Consider the following 23,228-nt stretch of genomic DNA (forward strand, 5'->3'; position numbering starts at 1 on the left):
AACCCGCGTTTTGCGTTTCATCGCACAGCCATTGCAATTACCTGCATAAATACGCCAATTCGAGTTGACGAAAGCCTGAATGCAATCTAGCTTTCAGGCATGACTGAAGACGTAATATCTCGTTCTTCCTCCACCGGGGTCTCCTCCGCCAGGTCGCTCGCCCCCGACCTCGCCCGCGGGGTCATGCTGCTGCTGATCGCCCTCTCCCACGCCCCGGCCTTCGTCGGCGACTGGAGCACAGGGCCGCCCTGGCTGGACGCCACGGCGAAGTTCGTGAAGTCCCTGCTCGCCGACAACCAGGCCAGGAACCTGTTCGTGTTCCTGTTCGGCTACGGCCTGGTGCAGTTGCTCGCCGCCCAGCAGGCCCGGGGCGAGAGCTGGCCGTCCATCAGGAGCCTGCTGCGCCGCCGGGGGTGGTGGCTGATCGTCATCGGGTTCCTCAACGCGATGGTGTTCGTGCCGATCGACATCGTCGCCGTCTACGGGCTCACCCTGCTGATGATCGCGCCGATCGTACGGGCCGGGGAGCCGGTCCTGTGGTGGACGGGCGGCCTGACGCTCATCCCCACCACCCTGCTCCTGGCCTGGCAGAGCGTGGCCGCCCAGACGGACCCGCCGACCATCGCCGAGATCATGGAGCCGACCTTCGCGGCCCACCTCGTCGGGAGCCTCCCCACCTGGCCGGCCAACACCGTCCTGTCCACCGTCATGGTGGTGCCGGCCATGGCGATGGGCATCCTGGCCGCCCGCCGCCGCCTCCTCGACGAGCCGGAGCGGCACCTGCCGCTGCTGCGCCGCATCACCGCGCTGGGTCTCGTCCTGGCCCTGATCGGGCGCCTCCCGTCCGCGTTGCTGGCCGCGGGCACCTGGTCCGCGGAGTCGGCCGCCGTCCGCTGGGCGGTCGCCGTCGCGCACGACCTGACCGGGTACACGGGCGGCATCGGGCTGGCCGCCGCCATCGGGGTCGTCGCGGTCAGGGTCCGGGGCGGGCGGCTCACCACCGCCCTCGCCGCGCTGGGGCGGCGGTCGCTGACGTTCTACCTGTTCCAGGGGCTGGTGTGGGTGGTGCTGTTCTATCCGTTCGCGCTGGGGCTGCATGACGACCTGGGGTACGCGGCGACGCTCGGGATCGCGGTCGCCGTGTGGGTGGCGTCGATCGTGCTGGCCGACTGGATGCGTGCCGCCGGGCACCGGGGGCCGGCCGAGATCCTGCTGCGCCGACTGGTCTACCGGCCGTTCAGGAGGAGGCGGGGCTGATCAGGCTGGTCTACCGGCCGTTCAGGTGGAGACGGGGCTGATCAGGGTGGTCGCGCGGACCACGGCGGCGAGGGCGTCGGGATCGCCGGTGCGGCGGTACACGTCCAGTGCCGTGTCGGCGAGCTTTATCACGTGCTCGTCACCGTGCCGTACGGCCAGCTCGAACACCTCCTCCGCCGGCCCGGGCCAGGCCAGGTCGCGCCCGGCCGGCACCGGCTCGGCCGGCGCGTAGGCGGCGGTCACCGCGGCGCCCGCCGCCCAGGCGGCGTTCAGGCCGGCGACCCAGAGGTCCGGCGGCAGCGCGGGCAGGGTCCGCAGCACCGCCGTCGGCGCGGTCGCGGCGTGGACCAGCATGACGGGGTTGCCGTGGGCGTGGGTGAGGTAGCGCAGGGTCGCCGCGTCCGCCAGCTCGGCGAGCCGGGCGAGGGCTTGCTCGGAATCGGCGGCGGGCCTGAGCGCGGCCACGGACGCGGCCCACCCGGGGACCTCGGCAAGCTGCCCGAGCCGGTGGTTGATGCCCTGGCTCTGGTCGGGCACGCGCGGCACCCCCGCGAACGCGCGCTTCGGCCCGGCCGTACCGGACGGCGCGTCGAAGGCCGCGATGGGCTGCCAGCGCGCCGCCCAGTAACCGAGCGCCTGCCCCAGCTCGGCGAGCCGCGTCGCGTCCTGGAGCTGGAGCAGGGCGTGCACCGCGTGCCCCGTACGGATCACGCCGTGGGTGGCGCCGGCCGCGATGCCGGGCAGCAGGCGCGGCCACCACCGCTCCAGCACCGCCCGCCACGGCCGCTCCCTCAGCTCCCTGTCGAAGAACGCCAGCCAGTCACCGAGCCGGCGCGGATCGCCCAGCGCCGCGCGCCAGTCCCCGGCGTCGAGCGGCGAGGTGCCACGCGGCAGCTCGTCCAGCCGGGCGACGTAGCCGTCGAGCCAGCGGTGCACGTCCCGGTCGTATCCGTGCCTGACCATCGCCTCGACCGCCATCGGGCCGTGGTTGGACAGCCATCCGTCGAACTCGGGGCCCGTCCTGTGCAGCCGTCCGTACGCTTCTTCCAGTGTCCCGGTGTCGTTCATGACAGCGACGCTAACCCTCGACGGCGGGCACGCACGTCGGTCCCGCGATCGAACGGAGCTCCTCCTTTCGGCCTAGGTCGTGCAACAGTTCCGGGCGGTGCCTCCTCTTGGGGTTGATGGAGCCACAGAAGGGTCGAGGCAGTTGGACGGTGATCCCCGCTACGCGGACTTCGTCGCCGAACGGGGTGACGCGCTGCTGCGTTACGGATACGTACTGGCCGGCAACCAGCACGACGCGGCCGACCTCGTGCAGGAGGCGCTGCTGAGGCTGCGTGCCGCCTGGCCGAGGTTACGGGCCAAGGAGAGTCCCGAGAGTTACGTCCGCACGACGATGGCCAGGCTGCACCTGTCGGTGTGGCGGCTGCGCCGGCGCGAGCTGCTCACCTGGGACCTGCCGGAGGGCGCGCACCAGGACACTCTGCCGCGCGGTGACGAGCGCACCCTGTGGCTGGCGCTGGCGGGCCTGCCACGCAAGCAGCGCGCGGTGCTCGTGCTGCGCTACTACGAACAGCTCTCGGACGCGGAGATCGCCGTCGTGCTCGGCATCTCCCGGGGGACCGTACGGAGCCAGGCCTCCCGCGCCCTCGACAAGCTCCGAGCGGCCATACCGGCCGAGGACGGACGACGCACCCGGGTGGAGGACGGGCGATCAGGTTCGCCTTTCGACGGGGCGGCGCAGTTGGAGGGGACGAACGATGACCGACGTTGAGGAGACCCTGCGCAGGGCGCTCGGGAGCGCGTCGCAGAACGCGCCCAGGATGCCCGCCGGCCTGCCCGCCCAGCTGGAGGCCCGCCACCGGCGACGCCGCCGGCGGAACCTCGCCCAGGCGGTGCTGGCGGCGGCGACCGTGGTGGTCGTGGCCGGCGGAACGGCGGCCGTGCTGCGCCACAGCGACATGACGGCCGCGCTGCCGAGCACGCCCCTGCCCACGAATCCGCCGCGAACCGGCCCCACGCCGCGGGTGTGGCCGCTGCCCGAGCCCGTGGAGAAGGTGTATCCCGAGGCGGTACGGAAGGTGCCCGCGCGCGGGCCGGGCGGGACGACGCTGCGTCCACAGGCGTTCATCGACGATCACACGGTGCTCGTCACCACGTGGGGCGGCTTCGAGAGGACCGACGCCGTGTACGCGTACGATCTCCGCACCCGCGACCTGCGGAAGATCACCGACGTGCCGACCCCCGTGGGCACCGTCGCGTTCGCCTCGGACTTCACGGTCGGCGGCGGCCGGGTGGCCTGGTGGACCGCCACCAAGGACAGGCACGTGCACGTGTGGACCGCCCCGGTGAGCGGCGGCGAGGCCACCGGCGTCGCCGCCGTGGAGGTGGAGGACGGCGACGGCGCCGGGCTCGACGGCCTCGCCGTCGAAGCCGACCGGATCGTCTTCTCCCTGTTCAGCGGCGGGGTGTTCACCGTTCCCGCAGTGGGGGGCGAGGTGCGCGAGGTGGCCGGCGGCGCGGGGATGCACCTGCTGAAGTGGCCGTGGGTCGGCTCGCCCGGCGGGTTCTCCGGGGGGGACGGGACGCGGTTCACCAGCATCACCAACGTGGAGACCGGGGAGACGAGCGTGGCCGTCACCCGTCCCGGCGAGGGCCCCTTGATCTGCGGGACGCGGGCCTGCGCCGGAGACCAGGACGGCGGGAGGAAGAGCTTCCACCGGCTGCGGGACGGCTCGCAGGAGAAGGAACTGCCGGTGAACGGCCTCATGCCGGACGGGCTCGCCCGCGAACGCTTCCTGATCGCGCCGGTCAGGGCCGAGGGCGCGGGGCAGGTCGTGATCCTGTACGACGTCTCCACGGGCACGGCGGCCGACCTCGGCGAGCGGACCGAGCAGGGAGGCATCCAGGTGCCGGCCGTCGCGCGCGGTGATGATCGGCTGCTCGCGTACCAGGTCGACGACGACCTCTACGTCATCGACCTGGCGAAGATCGGATGAGCCGCGCCCTTCCAGCCGGGAAGACGAGGATGAGATCTTCTCCCTGACGCGTGTACAGGCGCAGCCGGTAGCGGCCGGGGCCGTTGCGCGCGAGGTTGGGGAAGCGCACCCCGCTCGCCGACAGCTTCTGCATCACCAGGCGGCCCGACTTGCTGACGATGTCCGCCTCGACCACCTCGTCCCAGCCCTTGCGTCTCAGAGGTGACGGGGCCGAGCGCAGCGCCTTCGCCGTGACGCAGGTCGCCCAGTCCTGGCTGGGCGTGAAGAACAGGGCGATCCCGCCCCTGGCTTCGAGGGGATCGATCTTCTCCTTGTCCCAGATCACATCGGAGTCGTCAGCCGTGTCCGCTTCCGGGTCGTAGATGCCGTACGGGAGGGTGTCCCAGTCGTAGTAGGACGCGGTCGCCTGGAACCGCGTGCGCAACCCGGGCCATGGGTCGCGGCACAGGGCGTCCTCCTTCTGCGCCTCGCGCCTCGACTGTTCACGCGCGAGGTCGTCCTTCTCCTTCTGCCGCTGCTGCAGCTGAGCCGACGACAGCAGCAGGTCCGGATGTCTCCGCCCGATCACCTCCGGGCAGAGCAGCGCGAGCAGCGCGGGCCGGGCCCTGACCGGCTCCCCGTCCGCGAACCTGGTGCACGCCGCTCTGCCCCTGCTGAGCAGTGCCTGGTCCGAGATCTCCCGGTCGGGCTTGTTCACGCTGCACAGGTAGGCACGAACGTGCTGGTGGGCGGGGGTGTCGGCGACCCGTGGCGGACCATGCCACGCCCAGCAGTCCGAAGGCGGCAGCCGTTCGTCCTGCCAGGTGAAGGAGAGCCGTGGATGGTTCTCGGGTCCGACGGCCATCAGCACGCAGACCGTGGCCGCGGCCATGACCGCCGTGGGCGGGCGCAGCGGCGGTTTGTGCCTGGGCTCGCGGTTCAGCTCGTGCGCGGTGCGCGCCAGCCAGACGACGTGGAGCACGTCCATCGCCTCGACGATCGACTCGATCGTGCTCCCTCTCGTCTGGCTGTTCACGAGCGCCACCAGGAATCCGCTCGCGAACGTGCCCAGACCGATGAGGAGCGTGCCCCGGCTCCAGCGTCCGTCGCGCCGTTGAGCGAGCAGGACCATCACCATCACGAGGAAGACGGCTACCTGCGTGACCATGGCAGTCGCCAGGTAGGCCGTGCCCGGGAAGAACCGGGACATCGGCTCGTCGGCCAGGTCGATCGCGAGCGATCCGGCTGTTTCCACCAGCGCGAGCAGGAGCAGGACCAGTCGGAAGGCCCGGCCTGACCCGGTGAGCACCACCAGGAGCAGCACGATCGCCGACATCCAGAGCGCCGTGCCGATGACCGTCTCGACCAGGTCCGGGAGGAACGAGGGGATCAGCAGCCACACCAGGTAGGCGTACAGCGACAACCGCAACCAGGTGCCCGCCTGGCGCGCCGGCCCGATCAGGGGCGCGGGCCCCCGGAAGATCTGCCAGAACATCCACGACTTCACCAGCCCGACCAGCAGCAACCCGCCCAGCACCGGCAGCAGGGGCGAGGCCGTGAGACTCTCGTAGGGCGGGTACCACAGGGTGGCCAGCCATGCGGGGGTCGCGGTGCCGATCACCAGGCTGAGGGCGATCGAACCGACGGTGACGATCAGGGAGGCGGCGGCCGCCGTTCGGGATAAGTGCACAATGAGGCGTGATCGTAGTACTCGATGATCACGGTTTCGTGGAGGTCGGGCGAGGATATGGTTGATCTCCGACCCGTGATTGGAGGCGGCTCCGTGGCCATGCCGAAGAAGGGCTCGCGGCTCATCGACGTCGGCGGCACCGGCTTCCGCTGGCGGGTCCGCCACAAGCCCACCTACTGCCAGGGGAACGGCTGGAGCCCTCTCACGTTCGCCGTCGAGCGAGCCGAGGAGCCGGGGGGCGTGCTGGTGGTGTCGCTTCCCTGCGCCAGGCCGGACAACTGGCTGGGAGAGCGGACGATCGCGGTCCGTCCTGTGCTCGTCGGCGCCTGCATCCGCCGGGCCGTCGAACGAGGCTGGGATCCGGGGAGCCGGGCCGGATTCGCCCTCACCGTGGCCGAGGACGAGTTGCCCGCGCTCCTGGGCGAATCGCCGCGGTATCTGGTCCCGTTTCTCTGGGGGATGATCCCGGAGGGTGGCGGCATCGAAGACCTCCCTCGATGCACCCAAGTTTGGAGCCGGGAGGATTCTCCTCGGTCAGCCGAGGGGGCGGACGCTAGTTCTCAAAGTGGTAGCGACAGGCGGCGACCATGATGGTGTCATCCTTGATGCGGCCGGCGAGGCGGTGTTCCGAAGTGATGCGCCGGGACCAGTAGCCGGACCATTCGTACTTCAGGGGCTCCGGTTTCCGATGCCCTCGTTCTCGTTCCGGCCTATGTCGGCGATCAACTGATTGATCCTCTTGAGGATGCGTCGATCTTCCCGCTGCCAGGAGCAGTAGCCTTCCCAGGCGAGTTCGTCGAAAAGGATCTTCACAACGCGGTGTGCTCATCGGCCAGCTCGCGAACGGCACCACCTCGGGCCTCCAGCCGGGCAACGGCCTCCGACAGCCGTCTGCGGTTGACAGGAGAGGCCATCAAGTAGAGCGTCTCGCGCATCGATTCGTTCTCGCGCTGCGACACCATGACGACGCCTTCCCCGCCAGGGCGGGTGATGAGAACTTCTTCCTGGTCATCGATGACGGAGTCGAGGGTGGCGGCGTAGTTGGCCCGCGATTCGGACATGGTCATGACCTTCATGGCCCAAGTGTGCGTGATGATGTACATCACTGAGGTGACTTCGCCGATCACTCGTTCTCGTCGCACCGCTGGGTCGAGACGTGCTTCGTGGCCTTGGCCGCGCGCTCGGTGACGGGCAGGAGCTCCTCCCCGGCCAGCGCGAACCCCTCGTCCGGCTGCTGCTTCGCCGCGGCGAAGACCATCCCGGCGACCGCGCCGTCCTCGAGGATCAGCGGGGCGCCGCTCACCCCCGCGTGCACCTCGGCGGAGAACTCGAGAACCACCCTGGTGACCTGACGGTCCCTGTAGAGGTTCGGCCCTTCGGCCTTGATCCGCCGCTCGATCTCCACCGGCTGCGTCACGAGCTGCTTGGCGCCCTTCGGATAGCCCGGCATGCGGGCGTCGGCGAGCGACAACCCCGGGATGGGCAGCAGCGGCTCGGGCGCCGGAGTGATGCGCAGCGCGGGTGCGGGCAGCTTCGGTACGTACAGGACGGCGATGTCGGCGTCGGGATCGAAGGCCACGACGCGGCCCTCGTACACCTCGCCATCGGCAGTGGTGACGACCGGAGACACCGGGATGGCGCCGGCCACCACGTGGGCAGCGGTCACCACCCGCTGGGGGGCGTACACGAAGCCCGTCCCCTCGATCTCCTTGTTGCACGACGGCGCGATCACCCGGAGCCGCACCACGCTCCGCGCCGCGTCACCGTCCTCCTGCGAGACGGCCACCCCGCTCCCGGCCGCCGGCGCGTCACCGAGCACCGGCACCGGCGGGGCGGAGGCCGAGCAGCCGGCAAGAGCAAGGACGACGGGCAACCAGAACCAACGCGTCACGCCCTTCACTCCCCCTTGGGTGCTCTTCGCCGGACTCGCCGGATCACCACCGTGTCACGCTCCCCATGATCTTGTACAGCATCAGCATGCCAGGCACACTGCTGGGTGTATTCCGGGCGGCCGGACAGGTGGGCACCGCATGGGGCAGGACAGGGTTTCGACGTGGGACGGCGTCACTCTGCGGTCCAGCTACAAGGATCGGGTGGTCGAGGGACGCGACCAGCTCGCCCAGGCGGCACGCGACGGCGACTGGCCCACGGTCCTCGACCTGCTCGACGAGCACCCCGAGTGGATCAACAGCGGCAGAGTAGGCGGCCGCAGCGGATACGCCCCGCTTCACCAGGTCGCCTGGCACGGTGCCGCGGCGGACCTCGCCGACCAGCTGGTCGCCCGCGGCGCCTGGCGCACGCTGCGCACGGCTCAAGGCGAGCAGCCGGTCGACATCGCCGGCCGCCTGGGACACCGTCATCTCCTCGTCCCGCTCACACCGGTCATCCTCCACCCGCTGCCGATCGAGACCATGCGGTCGATCCAGCGCCACTTCCACGCGCTGATCCACGAACGTGCCGGCGATCTGATCACCGAGCAGCAGTTGCGCCTTCCGGAGCTGGAAACCCTCACCGAGCAGCGGAACCCGGCCTGCTGGTTCGCCGTCCCCGGGATGTACGGCGGTTTCAGCTATCGGCTGGACCGAACCCAGCTGATCGTGGAGAGCTGGTGCCGCGTCGTCGGGGGCTCCGGTCAGCGGCACGTCATCGACGAGCACGGCGCGCGACTCGTCGCCGAGGGTTTCGTCTGACCGGCGGAACGACGGCGTGGCGCATCAGCGCCGCGTCCCACCTGAATCGTGATCAATGCGAGTGCATCGCGAGACGGCCGGATCGGATGCTTGCGGTGTGGAAACGCACCATGCGAGTGCCCCACCCGCCACCGAAGGGCGGCTTGCCGAGCGACTGGTCGCCGCCGGGCTCGCCGGCATCATCCTGCCCTTCGTCCAGTTCGGCTGGCTCCTTCTCGCGGCCACGCTGTCCGACGACTCGCGCTGCGGCCACTTCGGCTGTGTCGGCCTGCCGGCCGACGCGTGGACGGTGGGGAACTGGGCATCGATCGTGCTCGCCTGGCCACTGCTGCACCTCCTCCGGGTACGTCCGGCGTGGGCCGTCGCCGCGCTGGCGCCCTTCTTCCTGGTGCCGACCTGGGCGCTCGCCGACGTGCCAGCCAGCCTGGTCGCCGGGGTGTTCGCGTACCCGCTGGCCGCCCTGGTGAGTACGCCCCGCGTGTTGTGGCGGCGGCGCAGTCTGGTCCTGGCCCTCTTCGTTCTGCTCTGCGCCTTCCGCGCGCTATCTGCCAAGCGGGGTTGAGCTGGGGGTTTGGGGGGCCGCGCCCCCCAATGTCACAGCCTGAGCTTCCTTGCGCGAAGCGCCTCCCTGGCGAAGACCGTGCGTTTCCCCCGAGACGCCGCTACTTCAGAAGCTGCCGGGCCATCACCATGCGCTGGATCTGGTTGGTGCCCTCGTAGATCTGGGTGATCTTGGCGTCGCGCATCATGCGCTCCACCGGGAAGTCCTTCGTGTACCCATACCCACCCAGCAACTGCACCGCGTCCGTCGTGATCTCCATGGCCGCGTCAGAAGCCGCGCACTTCGCCGCGCTCGACAGGAACGTCAGGTCCTTCTGCGGCTCCCCGTGCATCGCGCGCTCCGACTTGGCCGCCGCGTGGTACGTGAGCTGCCGCGCCGCCTCCAGCTTCATCGACATGTCGGCGATCATGAACTGGAGGCCCTGGAAGTCGGCCACCGGCCGGCCGAACTGCTTGCGTTCCTTGACGTAGCCGATGGCGAAGTCGAGGGCGCCCTGGGCGATGCCGAGGGCCTGGGCGGCGATGGTGATGCGGGTGTGGTCGAGGGTGGCGAGGGCCGTCTTGAAGCCGGTGCCGGGGGCGCCGATCATGCGGTCCGCCGGGATGCGGACGTTGTCCAGGATGACCTGGCGGGTGGGCGACCCCTTGATGCCGAGCTTCTTCTCCTTGGGGCCGAACGAGACGCCTTCGTCCGACTTCTCCACGACAAAGGCGGAGATGCCGCGGGCGCCGGCCGCGGGGTCCGTGACGGCCATCAGGGTGTAGTACTCGGAGACGCCGGCGTTGGTGATCCACATCTTGACGCCGTTGAGCACGTACGAGTCCCCGTCCGCCACCGCGCGGGTCTTCATGGCCGCCGCGTCCGAGCCCGCCTCGGGCTCCGACAGCGCGTACGAGAACATCGCCTCGCCCCTGGCGACCGGCGCCAGGTAGCGGGACTTGAGCTCCTCCGAGGCCGAGAGCAGGAGCGGGACGGTGCCCAGCTTGTTGACGGCGGGGATGAGGGAGGAGGACGCGCAGGCGCGGGCCACCTCCTCGATCACGATGACGGTGGCCAGCGCGTCGGCACCGGCACCCCCGTACTGCTCGGGCACGTGTACGGCATGCACGTCGGCCGCCACGAGCGCCTTGTAGACGTCCCAGGAGAACTCCTCGGTCTCGTCGATCTCGGCGGCGTGCGGGGCTATCTTCTCGTCGGCCAGGGCGCGAACCGTCTCCCTGAGCATGTCGTGCTCTTCGGCGGGCGCGTACAGAGGGAAGCTCATGCATCAGATACTAGGACGTCCGACCATCTTGTTACCAGCCGGTACGGTTTGCGAAGAATTGCAGGTGGCACGTAGGAGGTAGCGGGGGCCGGTAGCATGCCTGCGCGATCGAAAGGAGCTCCCTCGTGCCATATCGCCTCACGGTGATCGGGACCGGATACCTGGGCATCACCCATGCGGCCTGCATGGCTGATCTCGGATTCGACGTCCTGGGCCTCGACATCGACGCCGACAAGGTCAACCGGCTCAATGCGGGCGAGCTCCCCATCCACGAACCCGGCCTCGAACCCGTGCTCCGCCGCGGCCTCGACTCCGGCCGGCTCCGCTTCACCACCTCCTACGAGGAGGTCGCCGCCTTCGGCGACGTGCACTTCATCTGCGTCGGCACCCCGCAGAAACGCGGCGAGTACGCCGCCGACGTGACCTACATGGACGCGGCCGTCGAGTCCCTCGCCCCGCTCCTCGATCGCGAATGCCTGGTCGTCGGCAAGTCCACCGTGCCCGTCGGCACGGCCGAGCGGCTGGCCGACAAGCTGGCCAGGCTCGCCCCCGCCGGCGCCGAGGCCGAGCTGGCCTGGAACCCCGAGTTCCTGCGCGAGGGCTTCGCCGTCGAGGACACGCTGAGCCCCAACCGCATCGTCCTCGGCGTGCGCAGCGAGCGGGCCGAGAAGATGCTGCGCGAGGTGTACGAGCCGCTGGGCGAGGTGCCGATCGTGGTGAGCGACTTCGCCACGGCCGAGCTGGTCAAGACGGCCGCCAACGCGTTCCTGGCCACCAAGATCTCCTTCATCAACGCCATGGCCGAGGTCTGCGAGGCCGCGCACGCCGACGTCCAGCTGCTGTCCGAGGCCCTGTCGTACGACGACCGCATCGGCGGCCGCTACCTCAACGCCGGGCTCGGGTTCGGCGGCGGTTGCCTGCCCAAGGACATCAGGGCGTTCATGGCGCGGGCCGGTGAGCTGGGGGCGGACCAGGCGCTGACGTTCCTGCGCGAGGTGGACGCGATCAACATGCGCCGCCGCGCCCGCATGGTCGACCTGGCCAGGGCGCTGGCCGGCGGCTCCTTCCACGGGTGCACCGTGGGCGTGCTGGGAGCGGCCTTCAAGCCGAACTCCGACGACATCCGCGACTCCCCCGCCCTCGACGTCGCCGTCACCATCGGGCACCAGGGAGGGCAGGTCACTGTGTACGACCCGATCGCCCTCGACAACGCCCGCAAGGCCCATCCCGAGCTGAACTACGGCACCTCGGCCATCGAGGCGGTTCGGGGGGCACATGTGGTGTTGCTGCTCACGGAGTGGCAGGAGTTCCTGCAGCTCGATCCGGTGGAGCTGGGGGCCGTGGTGGCGACCCGCCGCATCGTGGACGGCCGGAACGCGCTCAACGCCGAGATGTGGCGCTCCGCCGGCTGGCACTACCGCGCCCTCGGCCGCCCGTAGTCACCGCTGCCCGGCCCCTACTGCAGGTGGCGAACCCACTGCGTCATGAGCGGCCGGTAGCCTCGCCGTGCCCAGAACGGCGTCGAGAGCGGGTTCGGCAGGGCATGGTGCAACAGCATGACCGACACCCCCCGCGCCCCCGCCTCACCATGCGCCACGCCCGTGAGCGCCGCCCCCACCCCGCGCCCCCGCGCCCACGACTCGACGTACATGACCCCCAGGTACGCCGCCGGCGCCTCGTTCACGGCATGGGAGATCCACCCGGACCGGCCAGGCGGCTCCACGATGACGCACCCGGCGGCCCGCCCGTCCACCTCGGCCACCCAGCACCAGTTCAGCGGCAGCACCTCGGCCTCCACCGACTCCCTGAGCCGTTCCCTGGTGGACGCGCGCATCGTCACCCACCCCCACTGCGCGTCGTACGCCACCAGCCGCTCGTACATCCCCGCCACGACCTCGACGTCGTCCGCCCGGGCCGGGCGGACGGCGAACTCGCCCACGCCGGTGCCGGGACGGACGCCGCGGACGGCCAGCGAGGTGATGGGGGCGAAGCCCCGTACGGCCAGCGCCCGGACGGGGGTGGTGTCGCGGCTGGGCCACAACACACTGAGCGCCTGACCGGGCTCGCCGCCCCGAGGCAGGGCCAGCCAGCGATCGAGCAGCGCGCCCAGCGCGGCCTCCGGGTCCGGGCCCGCGGCGCGGGCGCGCAGGCGGTGGACGACCAGCGGGGACCAGCAGGCCGGCAACGTGTCGGGGTGGAGCCGGTCCACGGCGGCCAGGCCGATGGCGTCGGGCACCTCAAGCAGTTCCTCGCCACGCTTGACGATCAGCTCGTCCTGGCCGGCGAGGAGCGGGTCGGCGGCGTACACGCGGGTCGCGTGCCCCTTGGTCGGGTCGTCCATGGCCGCACCCTAACCGCCGCGATCCCCAGGAAAAAGGCGCTTTACCCGCCGCTTATGGCTCTGTGACCGACGCTCCTACAGCTCGGCGGCCTCCGCGCGCAGCTTCTCGCCCTTGGCGTACGCCTGCTCCTTCAACCGTTCCTGGAACTCCACCATCTTCTCCCGCAGCCCCGCGTCGGAGGCGGCCAGGATCCGTACGGCCAGCAGCCCCGCGTTACGCGCCCCGCCGACCGCGACCGTGGCGACCGGCACCCCGGCCGGCATCTGCACGATCGACAGCAGCGAGTCCATGCCGTCGAGGTACTTCAGCGGCACCGGCACCCCGATCACCGGCAGCGGGGTGACGGAGGCCAGCATGCCGGGCAGGTGGGCGGCCCCGCCGGCGCCGGCGATGATCACCTGGACGCCGCGGGAGGCGGCCTGGCGGCCGTACTCGATCATCTCGGTGGGCATGCGGTGCGCCGACACCACGTCGGCCTCGAACGGCACCCCGAACTCGGCGACCGCCTCCGCTGCGGCCTTCATGACCGGCCAGTCGGAGTCGCTCCCCATGACGATGCCAATCATGTGTACTCCCCGGTCATGAGGTAGACGGCGGCGTGGCGGGCGCGGGCGCGGACCTCGTCGAGGTTGGAGCCGAGGGCCGTCACGTGGCCGATCTTGCGCCCCGGCCGCACCTCCTTGCCGTAGAAGTGCAGCTTGATGCCGGGATCGTGGGCCATGACGTGCTCGTACCGCTTGAACAGGTCGGGGTCGTCGCCGCCGAGCAGGTTGGCCATGACGACGTGCTGGGCGGTCATCCTGGGCGTGCCGAGCGGCAGGTCGAGCACGGCCCGCAGGTGCTGCTCGAACTGGGAGGTCGTGGCGCCCTCGATGGTCCAGTGGCCGCTGTTGTGCGGGCGCATGGCCAGCTCGTTGACGACCAGCCCGCGCTCCGACTGGAACAGCTCCACGGCCAGCAGGCCGGTCACGCCGAGCTCGTTGGCGACGGTCAGGGCGATGCGCTGGGCCTGGGCGGACTGCTCCTGGTCGAGGCCGGGCGCCGGCGCGATGACCTCGACGCAGATGCCGTTCTCCTGCACGGTCTCGACGACCGGGTAGCTCACGCCCTGCCCGTGCGGCGAGCGGGCGACCAGCACGGCCAGCTCCCGGTCGAAGGGGACGAACGCCTCCGCCATGAGCTCGACCCCGGTCGCGAACGCCTCGGCGACCTCGTCGGGCGTGCGGCACACCCACACGCCGCGCCCGTCGTAGCCGCCGCGGACCGCCTTCAGCACCACGGGCCAGCCGTGCTCGGCGGCAAAGCTCGCGACATCGTCGGCGGACGACACCCGCGCCCAGGCGGGGCAGGGCGCGCCGATCCTGGTCAGGCGCTCGCGCATGACGGCCTTGTCCTGGGCGTGCACGAGGGCGTCGGCGCCGGGGTGCACGACGTAGCCGTTGGCGGCCAGGGCCCTGATGTGGTCGGTGGGCACGTGCTCGTGGTCGAACGTGATCACATCGCAGCCCTTGGCGAACTCGCGGAGGTCACCAAGATCGCGGTAGTCTCCGATGCGCGTGTCGACGATGACCCGGGCGGCGCTCTCCTCGGGGTTGTTGGCCAGCACCCGCAGCTCGACGCCGAGCGCGATGGCGGGCGGCTGCGACATGCGGGCCAGCTGCCCCGCGCCGACGATGCCGACGACCGGTCCGATGGGGCTGTAGGAACTCACGCCAGGTGAGCTTACCGGGACGGAACGACTTCCCCGACTGCACCCCTTCGAGCAGCCGGGCGCGTCGCGAGGGCTGGACGGCCGTTCCGGGTCGCCCGGCGGACGAGACCGCCCGGCGGGCACGACCGCCCAGCGTTCGCGTGCCCTCGAACAGTTCAGCAGGGTAAACCCTGCGAAACGGGTATGTCGGATATCGGATGAAGTTTCTAAAGAACCATTTTCTGACCCTTGTTCATCCCTCTGACACCCCTGCTCCATCGTGGCCGGTACGCTGGGGGGCGCAAGGCTCGACTAGGGAAGGGACCGAGCAGAGACGTGGACTTCGCCAAACGCCTCTACCAGCGGTTCTCGTCCCTGGTCCACGAGCTGGCCAAGTTCGGCAGCATCGGCGCCATCGCCTTCCTCATCGACTTCGGCCTGCTCAACCTCCTCAACGTGGTGATCGGCATCGGGCCGCTCACGTCGAAGGTCGTCGCGACGACGATCTCCACCACGTTCGCGTACGCGGGCAACCGGTTCTGGACCTTCCGGCACCGCGAGCAGAGCGGGCTGCGCCGCGAGTACTTCCTGTTCTTCCTGCTCAACGGCATCGCCCTGCTGTTCGGCATGCTGACGATCGGCTTCACCACCTACACGCTCAACCTGCACGACGCGCTCAGCTTCAACATCGCCAACATCGTGGGCGTGGGTCTCGGAACGCTGTTCCGCTACTGGTCGTACAAGAAGTGGGTGTTCATGGAGGCCACCGACCCGATCCCGGTCGAGCTGCCCGAGGGTGGGGTCAAGCCGGGCCGCTGACCACCCGGTTCCGCCCGTCGTCATCCGCCGGGCGCAGGAAGATGGCGAACGTCGCGGGGCGCCGCCGTACGAGCTCCAGGCGGCCGCCGTCGGCCGCGGCCAGCGCGCGGGCCAGCGTCAGCCCGAGCCCGGTGCCTCCGCCGCCGCTGACGTTCCTGTCGAAGATCTTGGGGGCGATCTCGTCGGCGATGCCGGGGCCCTCGTCCGCGACCTCGGTCACCACGTAGTTGCCGCCGAACGAGGTGGTCACTGTCACGGCGCCGCCGCCGTGCCGCAGCGAGTTCTCCAGCAGCGAGGCGATCACCTGGCCGAAGCCTCCGGTGGTGGCCATCGCCTTCATCCCGCGGGAGCCTTCGAGCTGCAGCGTGCGGCCCGCGTCGCGGAAGACCGGCTCCCATTCGGTGATCTGCTGGCCCAGCACCTCGTCGATCGCGACCGGCTCGGCCTGGGCGTGCCGCTGGCGGCGGGCGGCGGCCAGCAGCTCGTCGATCACGGCGGTGAGCCGCTCGGCCTGTACGATCGCCGCCTCGCCCTCCTCCCGCACGACCTCCGGCTCGCCGGCGGCGGCCACGATCTCCTCCAGGCGCATGGTCAGGCCGGTCAAGGGGGTACGAAGCTGGTGGGAGGCGTCGGTGGCGAACTCGCGTTCGCGGGTGAGCAGGTCGGAGATGCGGGTGGCGCTGCGGTCGAGCACCTGGGCCACGCGGTCGAGTTCGGGGATGCCGTAGCGGTGCTTGCTCGGGCGGGCGTCGCCCGAGCCGAGCCGTTCGGCGATCTTCGCCAGGTCCTGCAGGGGTAGCGTCAGGCGGCGTGACTGCACGACTGCCAGGCTCACGGCCACCGCCAGGGCGGCGCCGGCCAGGGCCACGATGAGCAGCAGGCGGGCCCGTACGTCCTGCTCGACCTGATCGCGGTCGCGGCTGATCCGCACGTAGACACCGGTGTTGGTCTGGGCGTCCTCTGTCATCAGGTGACCGGACGGCGGGGGGTCGCCGACGACGGTCACCCTCAGGGGGGTTCCGCGCTCCCAGATCTGGATGAACCTGCCGGGGTACTTTTGCTCCAGTTGCTGGGGGTCGAGCGGCGTCTCCTGGACGCGGGCGTACTCCACCTCTCCCACGAGACGCTTGGCTTCCGCCCCGAGCTCCTGAGCCGCCTCATCGACGATCAGACGGCTGACGACGACGCCCAGGGGGACCCCCAGCAGCAGGACCGCGATTACCGCGACGACCAGGGTGGAGGAGAGCAGTCGGCGGCGCATCTCCTACTCGCGCTCGAACCGGAAGCCGACTCCCCTGACGGTGGTGATGTAGCGCGGCTTGGCCGCGTCGTCGCCGAGCTTGCGGCGCAGCCAGGAGATGTGCATGTCGAGCGTCTTGGTGGAACCCCACCAGTTGGTGTCCCACACCTCGCGCATGATCTGCTCGCGGGTGACGACCTTGCCGGCGTCGCGGACCAGGACCCGCAGCAGGTCGAACTCCTTGGTCGTCAGATGCAGCTCCTTCTCCCCCATCCAGGCGCGCCGCGAGTCGGCGTCGATGCGCACGCCCTGGACGACCGGGGTCTCGGAGGTGCCGCGGCGCAACAGCGCCCGCACCCTGGCCAGCAGCTCCGCCAGCCGGAACGGTTTGGTCACGTAGTCGTCCGCGCCGGCGTCGAGGCCGACGACGGTGTCCACCTCGTCGACGCGGGCGGTCAGTATGAGCACCGGGGTGCCGTGGCCCTCGGCCCGGATCCGGCGGGCGACCTCCAGGCCGTCCATCTCCGGCAGGCCAAGGTCAAGAACGATCAGGTCGATGCCGCCCGACAGGGCCCTCTCCAGGGCCTGCGGGCCGTCCGGGCTCACCTCGACCTGATAGCCCTCGCGGCGCAGCGCACGCGCGAGTGGCTCTGAGATCGAGGTGTCATCCTCGGCGAGAAGTACGCAGGTCATGAAGCGATCGTAGGACCTTAAGCGATCGTTTCCCGGGCACAGCGCGCGGTTTGACTTGTCGTTGACCTATCCATTGACCTGGGCAAACACGGCTAAAATACGGTAGGTCGTGATTAAAGCACCGCCGTTTTCGGCCTGCGATTCATCGGACGATCATGCCCGCCCGCGCGATCCCCAACCCTCGGCTGAGATCATCGGGAGCATGCAGCCGAGCGCTCTCGATCGTGCCCGCGAGTTGTGGGCCGCGCTGACCCGCGTCCCCGGCGCATTCCCCGGCCGCGGGGAGGTGCGGGTCGCGGTCTCTCCCGGGTCGGGTCTCTGCCCGCCGGAATGGGCGGGCGTCGTCGTCCTGGACGGAGGCGTGCTGTGCACGGTGCCGAGCCCCGAACTGGAGGAAACCATGCTCGGCCTACTGCGGGCGGGCACCGACCTCGCCCAGGTGCCCGCACAGGAGGTGCTCGGCCCGGCCACGCTGGCTTACCTGGACGCGGCCGATTTCTTGCCCACCCACTTAGCTGCAGGCGGGACTGAGGTCAGCGGCCTGCCGCCGGGACACGCGGGCGTCCTGGCGCTCCTGGCCTCGGTGCCGGAGCACGAGGCGCGGGAGTCCGGGCTCGACGAGGCGGAATCTACGGTGTACGTGGTCCGCGACGGGCCCGAGGTGGTCGCGGCGGCCGGGTACCGGACCTGGCTGGAGACGGCGGCGCACGTCTGCGTGCTGACGGCCCCCGGCCGGCGGGGCCGCGGGCTGGCCCGCGCGGTGGCGTCGGCGGCCGTGGCCGACGCGCTGGCGAAGGGGCTGCTGCCGCAGTGGCGGGCGCGGTTCGCGCCGTCGCGCCGCGTGGCCAGGGCGCTGGGCTTCCGCGAGTACGGCAGGCAGATCAGCCTGCACCTCGGCCGCTGACCGCGGAAGCCTCAGGCCGCTGACCGCGGAAGCCTCAGGCCGCCGGCCGCGGAAACCCTCGGGCCGCCGACCGGGGAGAAGCGTCAGTCGTCGCTGGACGGCGGCTCGGCGTACCGTGCGAGGTAGAGCTGGATGCCGAGGCTGTTGATCAGCCCGAGCTCGGTCTCCAGGTAGTCGATGTGCTCTTCCTCGTCCTTCAGGATGTCCTCGAAGATGTTCGCCGAGGTGATGTCGCCCTTCTCGCGCATCAACTGGATGCCCGGCCGCAGCCGCTGCACCACCGACAGCTCCACCTCGAGGTCGGCCCTCAGCTGCTCCTCGACGGTCTGGCCGATGTGCAGGGTCCCCAGGCGCTGATAGTTGGGCAGGCCCTCCAGGAAGAGGATGCGATCGGTGAGGCGCTCGGCGTGGCGCATCTCGTCGATCGACTCGTAGCGGGTGTGCTCGGCGAGCTTCGTGTACCCCCAGTTCTCCTGCATCTTGGCGTGCAGGAAGTACTGGTTGATCGCGGTGAGCTCCGCGGTCAGCTGTTCGTTGAGCAATTCGATGATCTGCTTGTCGCCCTGCATGACGGGCCCCTCATCGCTATCCGGCTATGCGGTCGTCAGTTCGTCAGACCTTTTCAGGATCGCACAGATCTTCCGAACACAACGGGCACAGTCACCACCAGCACCAGTGGTGTCGCGGATCTGCTTCGCGCTCTTCGCCCCTGCGGCGATGCAGTCGTGGACCTCGTTCTCGGTCACAGCACGACAAATGCACACGTACATCCAGGGACAAACCTCTCGCGAAGGGGATGGCGCCATAAGGTTAGGCACACCTAAGGTAGCGCACTTTGGTTAGGCTTGCCTACGTTGGGTGGGTCACAAACGCCTATCCCCCGCCGTCAGTGGCCTCGCGAGATCCACTCCTCCAGGTGCGGGGCCTCCGCTCCGATCGCCGTCGAGTCGCCGTGCCCCGTGTGCACGACCGTCTCCGGCGGGAGCGTCAGCAGCCGCTCCCTGATCGACTCGATGATCGTCTCGAACGAGCTGTACGAGCGGCCCGTCGCCCCCGGCCCGCCCTTGAACAGGGTGTCACCGCTGAAGACGGCCCCCAGGTCGGGCGCGTACGCGCAGACGGCGCCCGGCGAGTGCCCCGGCGTGTGCAGGATCTGCAGGGCCACGCCGCCGGCCGTCAGCTTCTCCCCGTCGGCCAGCGGCTCGTACGACACCTCCGGCCCGTACACCTGCTCCCACAGCACCTGGTCCGCCGGGTGCAGCCGGATCGGCGCCCCGGTCAGCGCGGCCAGGTCGCGGGCGGCGTCGATGTGGTCGTTGTGCGCGTGCGTGCACAGGATGGCCCGGACCGTACGCCCGCCCACCCGTTCGGCGATCGCCGCCGCGTCGTGGGCGGCGTCGATGATCACGACCTCGCGCGCGTCGCCGACCAGCCAGACGTTGTTGTCGACGTCCCAGGTGCCGCCGTCCAGCGAGAACGTACCCGAGGTGATGACACGGTCGATCATTTAGAGGACCACCACCGAGCGCAGCACCTCTCCCCGGTGCATCTTGCCGAACGCCTCCTCGACCTGGTCGAGCCCGATCGTCTCGGACACGAACTTGTCCAGCGGCAGCCGGTTCTGCAGGAACAGGTCGATCAGCATCGGGAAGTCGCGCGAGGGCAGGCAGTCGCCGTACCAGGAGGACTTCAGCGCACCGCCGCGGCCGAACACGTCCAGGAGCGGCAGGTCGATGCGCATGTCGGGGGTGGGCACGCCGACCAGCACGACCGTGCCGGCCAGGTCGCGGGCGTAGAACGCCTGCTCGTACGTCTCGGGCCGGCCGACCGCCTCGATCACCACGTCGGCGCCGTTGCCGCCGGTCAGGTCGCGGATCGCCTCGACCGGGTCCGCGGAGCGCGAGTTGACCGTGTGGGTGGCGCCGAAGCCGCGGGCCCACTCCAGCTTGCGGTCGTCCACGTCCACCGCGATGATCTTCGCGGCGCCCGCCAGCGAGGCGCCCAGGATCGCCGCGTCGCCGACCCCGCCGCAGCCGATCACCGCCACGCTGTCGCCGCGGGTGACCCCGCCGGTGTTGACGGCCGCCCCGAGGCCCGCCATCACGCCGCACCCGAGCAGGCCCGCCACCTGCGCCGGAGCCTCGGCCGAGACCTTCGTGCACTGACCGGCCGCGACCAGCGTCTTCTCCAGGAACGCGCCGATGCCCAGCGCGGGCGACAGCTCGGTGCCGTCCTTGAGCGTCATCTTCTGGGTGGCGTTGTGCGTGTTGAAGCAGTACCACGGGCGGCCGCGCAGGCAGGCGCGGCACTGGCCGCACACCGCGCGCCAGTTGAGGATCACGAAGTCGCCGGGCTCCAGGCCGGTGACCCCGTCGCCGACGGCCTCCACCGTGCCCGCCGCCTCGTGTCCCAGCAGGAACGGGTAGTCGTCGCTGATCCCGCCCTCCCGGTAGTGCAGGTCGGTGTGGCACACGCCGCAGGCCTGCACGTTCACCACCGCCTCGCCCGGACCGGGGTCCGGCACGAGCACCGTCTCGAGAGAAACTTCCTGGCCCTTGCCCTGGGCTACCACGCCCTGCACTTCGTACGGCATGCCAGTCATCTTGTGTCAGGAGGATGATCTCCGCAAGACATAGGGCTGCACCACGCCGAGCCCTCTCGCCGGACGGCGCCTGATCCGGTGCAACGCGTAAGGCCCGTCATCACCGAGCCCGCCGGCCAGTGCCTCGTCGATGAGGACCGTGCCGGGCCTGGCGATGGCGGTGAGCCGGGCGGCGAGGTTGACCGTGGTGCCGAAGACGTCGCCCATCACGGGCAGCACCGGGCCGTACGCCATCCCGATGCGCAGCTCGTCGGTCTCCACCAGGTCGAGGGCGATGGCCGCGGCCTGCTCGGGATCCTGCGCGGTGAACAGCACCTCGTCGCCCAGCGTCTTGACCAGCCGGGCGCCGTGGGTGGCCACCACGTCGGAGGCGCGCGACTCGAACCCCTCCACCAGCCCGGCCAGCTCCTTCTCGCCGAGCTCGCGGCTGCGCCTGGTGAACGACACCAGGTCCGCGAACCCCACCGCCATCGCCACCCTGGTCGGCACCAGCTCGTCGTTGACGTCCGCGATGGCCAGCAGCCGGGTGCCGGCGGCGGCGAGCTGGGCCCGCCAGACGTGGATGAGCACGTGCTCGAAGTCGGGCATCAGCCCCCGCGCCGTGCCGAGCACCGCCGCCAGGTCGCCCTCGGACGGCTCGGGCGGCAGCATCGTGCCGATCATGATCTCGGCCTGCCACTGCGCCAGCCTGGCCGTGGTCTGGCCGAGCGCGCGGGCCATGCGGATCACGGTCTGCTCGTCGAGCAGGCCGCCGTCGAGCATGCTGCGTACCCGGCGCAGCGCGTCCACGTCGGCCTCGGTGAACGCCACGGCGTCGTCCGCCCGCTGCGCGAAGCCGAGCGCGCGCCAGATGCGTTCGGCCAGCTCCCGGGGCACCCCGCTCCTGTCGGCGACCTCCACCCGCGTGTACCTGGGCGGCAGGCCGACCAGCAGCCGCTCGATCTCCTCGGCACTCGGCCGGCCGGGACGGGCTTCGCTCACCCGAGGAGGCTACTTCACAGCCCGCCGGCCCGCCGTCCGAGGACGCTACTTCAGCGCCCGCCTGGTCTCCCGTCCGAGAACGTCAGTTCAACGTCCGTCGACCTCGCCGTCCGAGGCGTCCTCGACGAGCCTGAACAGGTCGGTGCGCACGTCCTGAATCCTCGGGATGTCCTTGAGCACGATCTCCCCGCGGTCACCTGCCGACTCGACCGTCAGCGTGCCGCAGCCGAGCAGCCGCTCGGGGAAGGTCTGGTCCGAGCTCACCGTGTTGACCTTGGCGATCGGGATCTCGTCGGTCGACTTGTTGAGCACGCCCGTGCTGATCGTGAAGCGGTGCGTGGTGAGCACGTAGCCGGTGTTCTTCCACTGCAGGTACGGCACGAACGACCAGATCGTGAGCAGGATGAGCCCGATGACGACGACCGCGATCCTGGCGTAGGACACGTACTCGAAGTCGGGGATGAAGTACAGCGCCGCGCCGGTGGCCGCGGCGATGAGGACCAGCGCGATGAAGGGAACGATGAGCCGCTTCCAGTGGGGGTGGAAGGATCGGACGCGCCGCTCACCCTGCGTCAGATGATGGTCGGGAAGGGTCATGGGCAGCATCGTGCCACCATCCGGGTCCCGGGTGCCATGCCCGTGACGCAACGGGCAGCTCAGCCCACGGCCCGCACGTGCACCACGTCGCCCGCGCTCAGCGTGTACCGCTCGCCGCCGGACTCCAGCTGCAGGTGGCCGGAGCCGTCCACGCCCGTCGCGAGCCCGGTCAGCGCGTGCCCGTCCGGCAGCTCCACCCTGACCTGGCGGCCGACCGTGGAGCTGGTGGCGAGGTAGGCCGGGCGCAGCCCCGAGGCGTCGGCGTCGCCCTTGGCCTCCGTCCACTCCCGGTAGTGCGTCTCGACCTCCCTGAGGACGGCACGCAGCAGCGGGTCGCGGTCGAGGCAGGCGCCCTCGGCGATGCTCAGCGAGGTGGCCGTCTCGGTGGGCAGCTCGTCGGGCCGGAGCGTCACGTTCAGGCCCATGCCGATGACGACCGCGTCGTCCACCCGCTCGGCCAGCACCCCGGCCAGTTTGCGCTCGCCGATCAGCAGGTCGTTGGGCCACTTGAGGCCCACCTCGACCTCCGCCAGCCGGCGTACGGCGGAGGCGGCGGCCACGCCGTACAGGAGCGACAGCCAGCCCTGCGCGAGTGGCGGCACGGTGGGCCTGAGCAGGATCGAGAACGTCAGCCCCGAGCGGGGCGGCGCCGACCAGGTGCGGCCCAGCCGCCCGCGGCCGGCCTGCTGCGCCTCCGCGACCAGCACCGTGCCCTCGGGCGCGCCGTCCCGGGCGGCCTGGGCCAGGTCGGCGTTGGTGGAGCCGGTGGTGTCGACGACGGTGACACCGGTCCACATGGAGCCGGGGTGGACCAGGGCGCGGTTGAGCGCCGCCTCGGACAGCGGTGGGCGGTCGAGGTCGGAGTAGCGTGAGGAGGCCATCTCCCTATCTTCGCTGATGACGGGCGTCCGGAGGC

Annotated in this window: 26 protein-coding genes and 1 pseudogene; 9 read left to right on the top strand and 18 right to left on the bottom strand. The window is 70.6% G+C overall.

Features of this window, described 5'->3' with window-relative positions:
* Positions 1-99 precede the first annotated feature (99 nt).
* Positions 100-1,257: a DUF418 domain-containing protein gene (locus HD593_RS50615; protein WP_185110018.1), complete on the top strand. Its 1,158-nt coding sequence runs from the start codon at positions 100-102 to the stop codon at positions 1,255-1,257.
* Positions 1,258-1,278: 21 nt separating this feature from the next.
* Here the strand turns inward: HD593_RS50615 and HD593_RS50620 are convergent, their stop codons facing one another.
* Positions 1,279-2,325: a questin oxidase family protein gene (locus HD593_RS50620; RefSeq protein ID WP_185110019.1), complete on the bottom strand. Its 1,047-nt coding sequence runs from the start codon at positions 2,323-2,325 to the stop codon at positions 1,279-1,281.
* 142 nt (positions 2,326-2,467) lie between these two features.
* Here HD593_RS50620 and HD593_RS50625 point away from each other — a divergent pair, with 142 nt between their 5' ends.
* Complete coding sequence (locus HD593_RS50625; RefSeq protein ID WP_185110020.1) at positions 2,468-3,034, top strand: SigE family RNA polymerase sigma factor; 567 nt, start codon at positions 2,468-2,470, stop codon at positions 3,032-3,034.
* Positions 3,021-4,259 (top strand): TolB-like translocation protein, encoded by a 1,239-nt coding sequence (locus HD593_RS50630; protein WP_185110021.1) that lies wholly within the window; start codon positions 3,021-3,023, stop codon positions 4,257-4,259. Before HD593_RS50625 ends, HD593_RS50630 begins: the two co-directional genes overlap by 14 nt.
* Here HD593_RS50630 and HD593_RS50635 read toward each other — a convergent pair.
* Positions 4,234-5,928 carry a hypothetical protein gene (locus HD593_RS50635; protein WP_185110022.1) on the bottom strand — a complete coding sequence of 565 codons (1,695 nt, stop codon included), beginning with the start codon at positions 5,926-5,928 and terminating at the stop codon, positions 4,234-4,236. The two genes, HD593_RS50630 and HD593_RS50635, sit on opposite strands and share 26 nt — an antisense overlap.
* Before the next feature lie 93 nt (positions 5,929-6,021).
* On the opposite strand from HD593_RS50635, the gene HD593_RS60775 reads away from it, so the two are divergent.
* Positions 6,022-6,519: a hypothetical protein gene (locus HD593_RS60775; protein WP_221526840.1), complete on the top strand. Its 498-nt coding sequence runs from the start codon at positions 6,022-6,024 to the stop codon at positions 6,517-6,519.
* Here the strand turns inward: HD593_RS60775 and HD593_RS65445 are convergent.
* From HD593_RS65445 to HD593_RS50655, 3 genes and pseudogenes are all read right to left on the bottom strand, one after another.
* A pseudogene (locus HD593_RS65445) lies at positions 6,482-6,741 on the bottom strand (Txe/YoeB family addiction module toxin). The gene HD593_RS60775 and the pseudogene HD593_RS65445 overlap by 38 nt on opposite strands.
* Positions 6,738-7,055, bottom strand: coding sequence for a type II toxin-antitoxin system Phd/YefM family antitoxin (locus HD593_RS50650; protein ID WP_312904333.1), 318 nt, complete (start codon positions 7,053-7,055; stop codon positions 6,738-6,740). The pseudogene HD593_RS65445 and the gene HD593_RS50650 overlap by 4 nt, the downstream one beginning before the upstream one ends.
* Positions 7,052-7,819, bottom strand: coding sequence for a trypsin-like peptidase domain-containing protein (locus HD593_RS50655; protein ID WP_185110023.1), 768 nt, complete (start codon positions 7,817-7,819; stop codon positions 7,052-7,054). The genes HD593_RS50650 and HD593_RS50655 overlap by 4 nt, the downstream gene beginning before the upstream one ends.
* A gap of 139 nt (positions 7,820-7,958) precedes the next feature.
* Here HD593_RS50655 and HD593_RS50660 point away from each other — a divergent pair, with 139 nt between their 5' ends.
* Positions 7,959-8,618 carry an ankyrin repeat domain-containing protein gene (locus HD593_RS50660; RefSeq protein ID WP_185110024.1) on the top strand — a complete coding sequence of 220 codons (660 nt, stop codon included), beginning with the start codon at positions 7,959-7,961 and terminating at the stop codon, positions 8,616-8,618.
* A gap of 97 nt (positions 8,619-8,715) precedes the next feature.
* On the top strand, positions 8,716-9,180 hold the full coding sequence (locus HD593_RS50665) for a hypothetical protein (protein ID WP_185110025.1): 465 nt from the start codon (positions 8,716-8,718) through the stop codon (positions 9,178-9,180).
* A gap of 100 nt (positions 9,181-9,280) precedes the next feature.
* On the opposite strand, the gene HD593_RS50670 is transcribed toward HD593_RS50665, so the two are convergent.
* Positions 9,281-10,444 carry an acyl-CoA dehydrogenase family protein gene (locus HD593_RS50670; protein ID WP_185110026.1) on the bottom strand — a complete coding sequence of 388 codons (1,164 nt, stop codon included), beginning with the start codon at positions 10,442-10,444 and terminating at the stop codon, positions 9,281-9,283.
* 125 nt (positions 10,445-10,569) lie between these two features.
* On the opposite strand from HD593_RS50670, the gene HD593_RS50675 reads away from it, so the two are divergent.
* Positions 10,570-11,883 carry a UDP-glucose dehydrogenase family protein gene (locus HD593_RS50675; protein WP_185110027.1) on the top strand — a complete coding sequence of 438 codons (1,314 nt, stop codon included), beginning with the start codon at positions 10,570-10,572 and terminating at the stop codon, positions 11,881-11,883.
* A gap of 17 nt (positions 11,884-11,900) precedes the next feature.
* Here HD593_RS50675 and HD593_RS50680 read toward each other — a convergent pair whose 3' ends face one another.
* The 3 genes from HD593_RS50680 to HD593_RS50690 form a co-directional block, all read right to left on the bottom strand.
* Positions 11,901-12,785: a GNAT family N-acetyltransferase gene (locus HD593_RS50680; RefSeq protein WP_185110028.1), complete on the bottom strand. Its 885-nt coding sequence runs from the start codon at positions 12,783-12,785 to the stop codon at positions 11,901-11,903.
* 75 nt (positions 12,786-12,860) lie between these two features.
* A complete protein-coding gene (purE, locus tag HD593_RS50685) occupies positions 12,861-13,352 on the bottom strand; it encodes a 5-(carboxyamino)imidazole ribonucleotide mutase (RefSeq protein ID WP_185110029.1) in 492 nt (163 codons plus the stop codon).
* Positions 13,349-14,497: a 5-(carboxyamino)imidazole ribonucleotide synthase gene (locus HD593_RS50690; protein WP_185110030.1), complete on the bottom strand. Its 1,149-nt coding sequence runs from the start codon at positions 14,495-14,497 to the stop codon at positions 13,349-13,351. The genes purE and HD593_RS50690 overlap by 4 nt, the downstream gene beginning before the upstream one ends.
* Before the next feature lie 315 nt (positions 14,498-14,812).
* Here HD593_RS50690 and HD593_RS50695 point away from each other — a divergent pair, with 315 nt between their 5' ends.
* Positions 14,813-15,295 carry a GtrA family protein gene (locus HD593_RS50695; protein ID WP_185110031.1) on the top strand — a complete coding sequence of 161 codons (483 nt, stop codon included), beginning with the start codon at positions 14,813-14,815 and terminating at the stop codon, positions 15,293-15,295.
* Here the strand turns inward: HD593_RS50695 and HD593_RS50700 are convergent.
* Both HD593_RS50700 and HD593_RS50705 read right to left on the bottom strand, forming a co-directional pair.
* Positions 15,279-16,556, bottom strand: coding sequence for an ATP-binding protein (locus HD593_RS50700; RefSeq protein ID WP_185110032.1), 1,278 nt, complete (start codon positions 16,554-16,556; stop codon positions 15,279-15,281). The genes HD593_RS50695 and HD593_RS50700 overlap by 17 nt on opposite strands.
* A 3-nt stretch (positions 16,557-16,559) precedes the next feature.
* The gene (locus HD593_RS50705; RefSeq protein WP_043620820.1) at positions 16,560-17,228 is read right to left on the bottom strand and encodes a response regulator transcription factor; all 669 of its coding nucleotides are present in this window, start codon (positions 17,226-17,228) and stop codon (positions 16,560-16,562) included.
* A gap of 202 nt (positions 17,229-17,430) precedes the next feature.
* Here HD593_RS50705 and HD593_RS50710 point away from each other — a divergent pair, with 202 nt between their 5' ends.
* Complete coding sequence (locus HD593_RS50710; RefSeq protein WP_185110033.1) at positions 17,431-18,132, top strand: GNAT family N-acetyltransferase; 702 nt, start codon at positions 17,431-17,433, stop codon at positions 18,130-18,132.
* Positions 18,133-18,215: 83 nt separating this feature from the next.
* Here the strand turns inward: HD593_RS50710 and bfr are convergent, their stop codons facing one another.
* The 7 genes from bfr to HD593_RS50745 all read right to left on the bottom strand — a co-directional run bounded on the left by bfr (position 18,216) and on the right by HD593_RS50745 (position 23,193).
* Positions 18,216-18,701: a bacterioferritin gene (gene bfr, locus HD593_RS50715; protein ID WP_185110034.1), complete on the bottom strand. Its 486-nt coding sequence runs from the start codon at positions 18,699-18,701 to the stop codon at positions 18,216-18,218.
* Between the two features lie 24 nt (positions 18,702-18,725).
* Entirely contained in the window at positions 18,726-18,938 is a 213-nt protein-coding gene (locus HD593_RS50720) for a (2Fe-2S)-binding protein (RefSeq protein ID WP_312904334.1), read from the bottom strand.
* 80 nt (positions 18,939-19,018) lie between these two features.
* Positions 19,019-19,639: an MBL fold metallo-hydrolase gene (locus tag HD593_RS50725; protein WP_185110036.1), complete on the bottom strand. Its 621-nt coding sequence runs from the start codon at positions 19,637-19,639 to the stop codon at positions 19,019-19,021.
* Positions 19,640-20,725 (bottom strand): S-(hydroxymethyl)mycothiol dehydrogenase, encoded by a 1,086-nt coding sequence (locus HD593_RS50730; RefSeq protein ID WP_185110037.1) that lies wholly within the window; start codon positions 20,723-20,725, stop codon positions 19,640-19,642.
* Positions 20,726-20,740: 15 nt separating this feature from the next.
* Positions 20,741-21,715 carry an adenylate/guanylate cyclase domain-containing protein gene (locus HD593_RS50735; protein WP_185110038.1) on the bottom strand — a complete coding sequence of 325 codons (975 nt, stop codon included), beginning with the start codon at positions 21,713-21,715 and terminating at the stop codon, positions 20,741-20,743.
* Between the two features lie 87 nt (positions 21,716-21,802).
* Complete coding sequence (locus HD593_RS50740; RefSeq protein ID WP_185110039.1) at positions 21,803-22,312, bottom strand: PH domain-containing protein; 510 nt, start codon at positions 22,310-22,312, stop codon at positions 21,803-21,805.
* Positions 22,313-22,371: 59 nt separating this feature from the next.
* Positions 22,372-23,193 (bottom strand): biotin--[acetyl-CoA-carboxylase] ligase, encoded by an 822-nt coding sequence (locus tag HD593_RS50745; RefSeq protein WP_185110040.1) that lies wholly within the window; start codon positions 23,191-23,193, stop codon positions 22,372-22,374.
* Between the last annotated feature and the right edge of the window lie 35 nt (positions 23,194-23,228).

This window comes from Nonomuraea rubra, assembly GCF_014207985.1.
Lineage (GTDB): Bacteria > Actinomycetota > Actinomycetes > Streptosporangiales > Streptosporangiaceae > Nonomuraea > Nonomuraea rubra.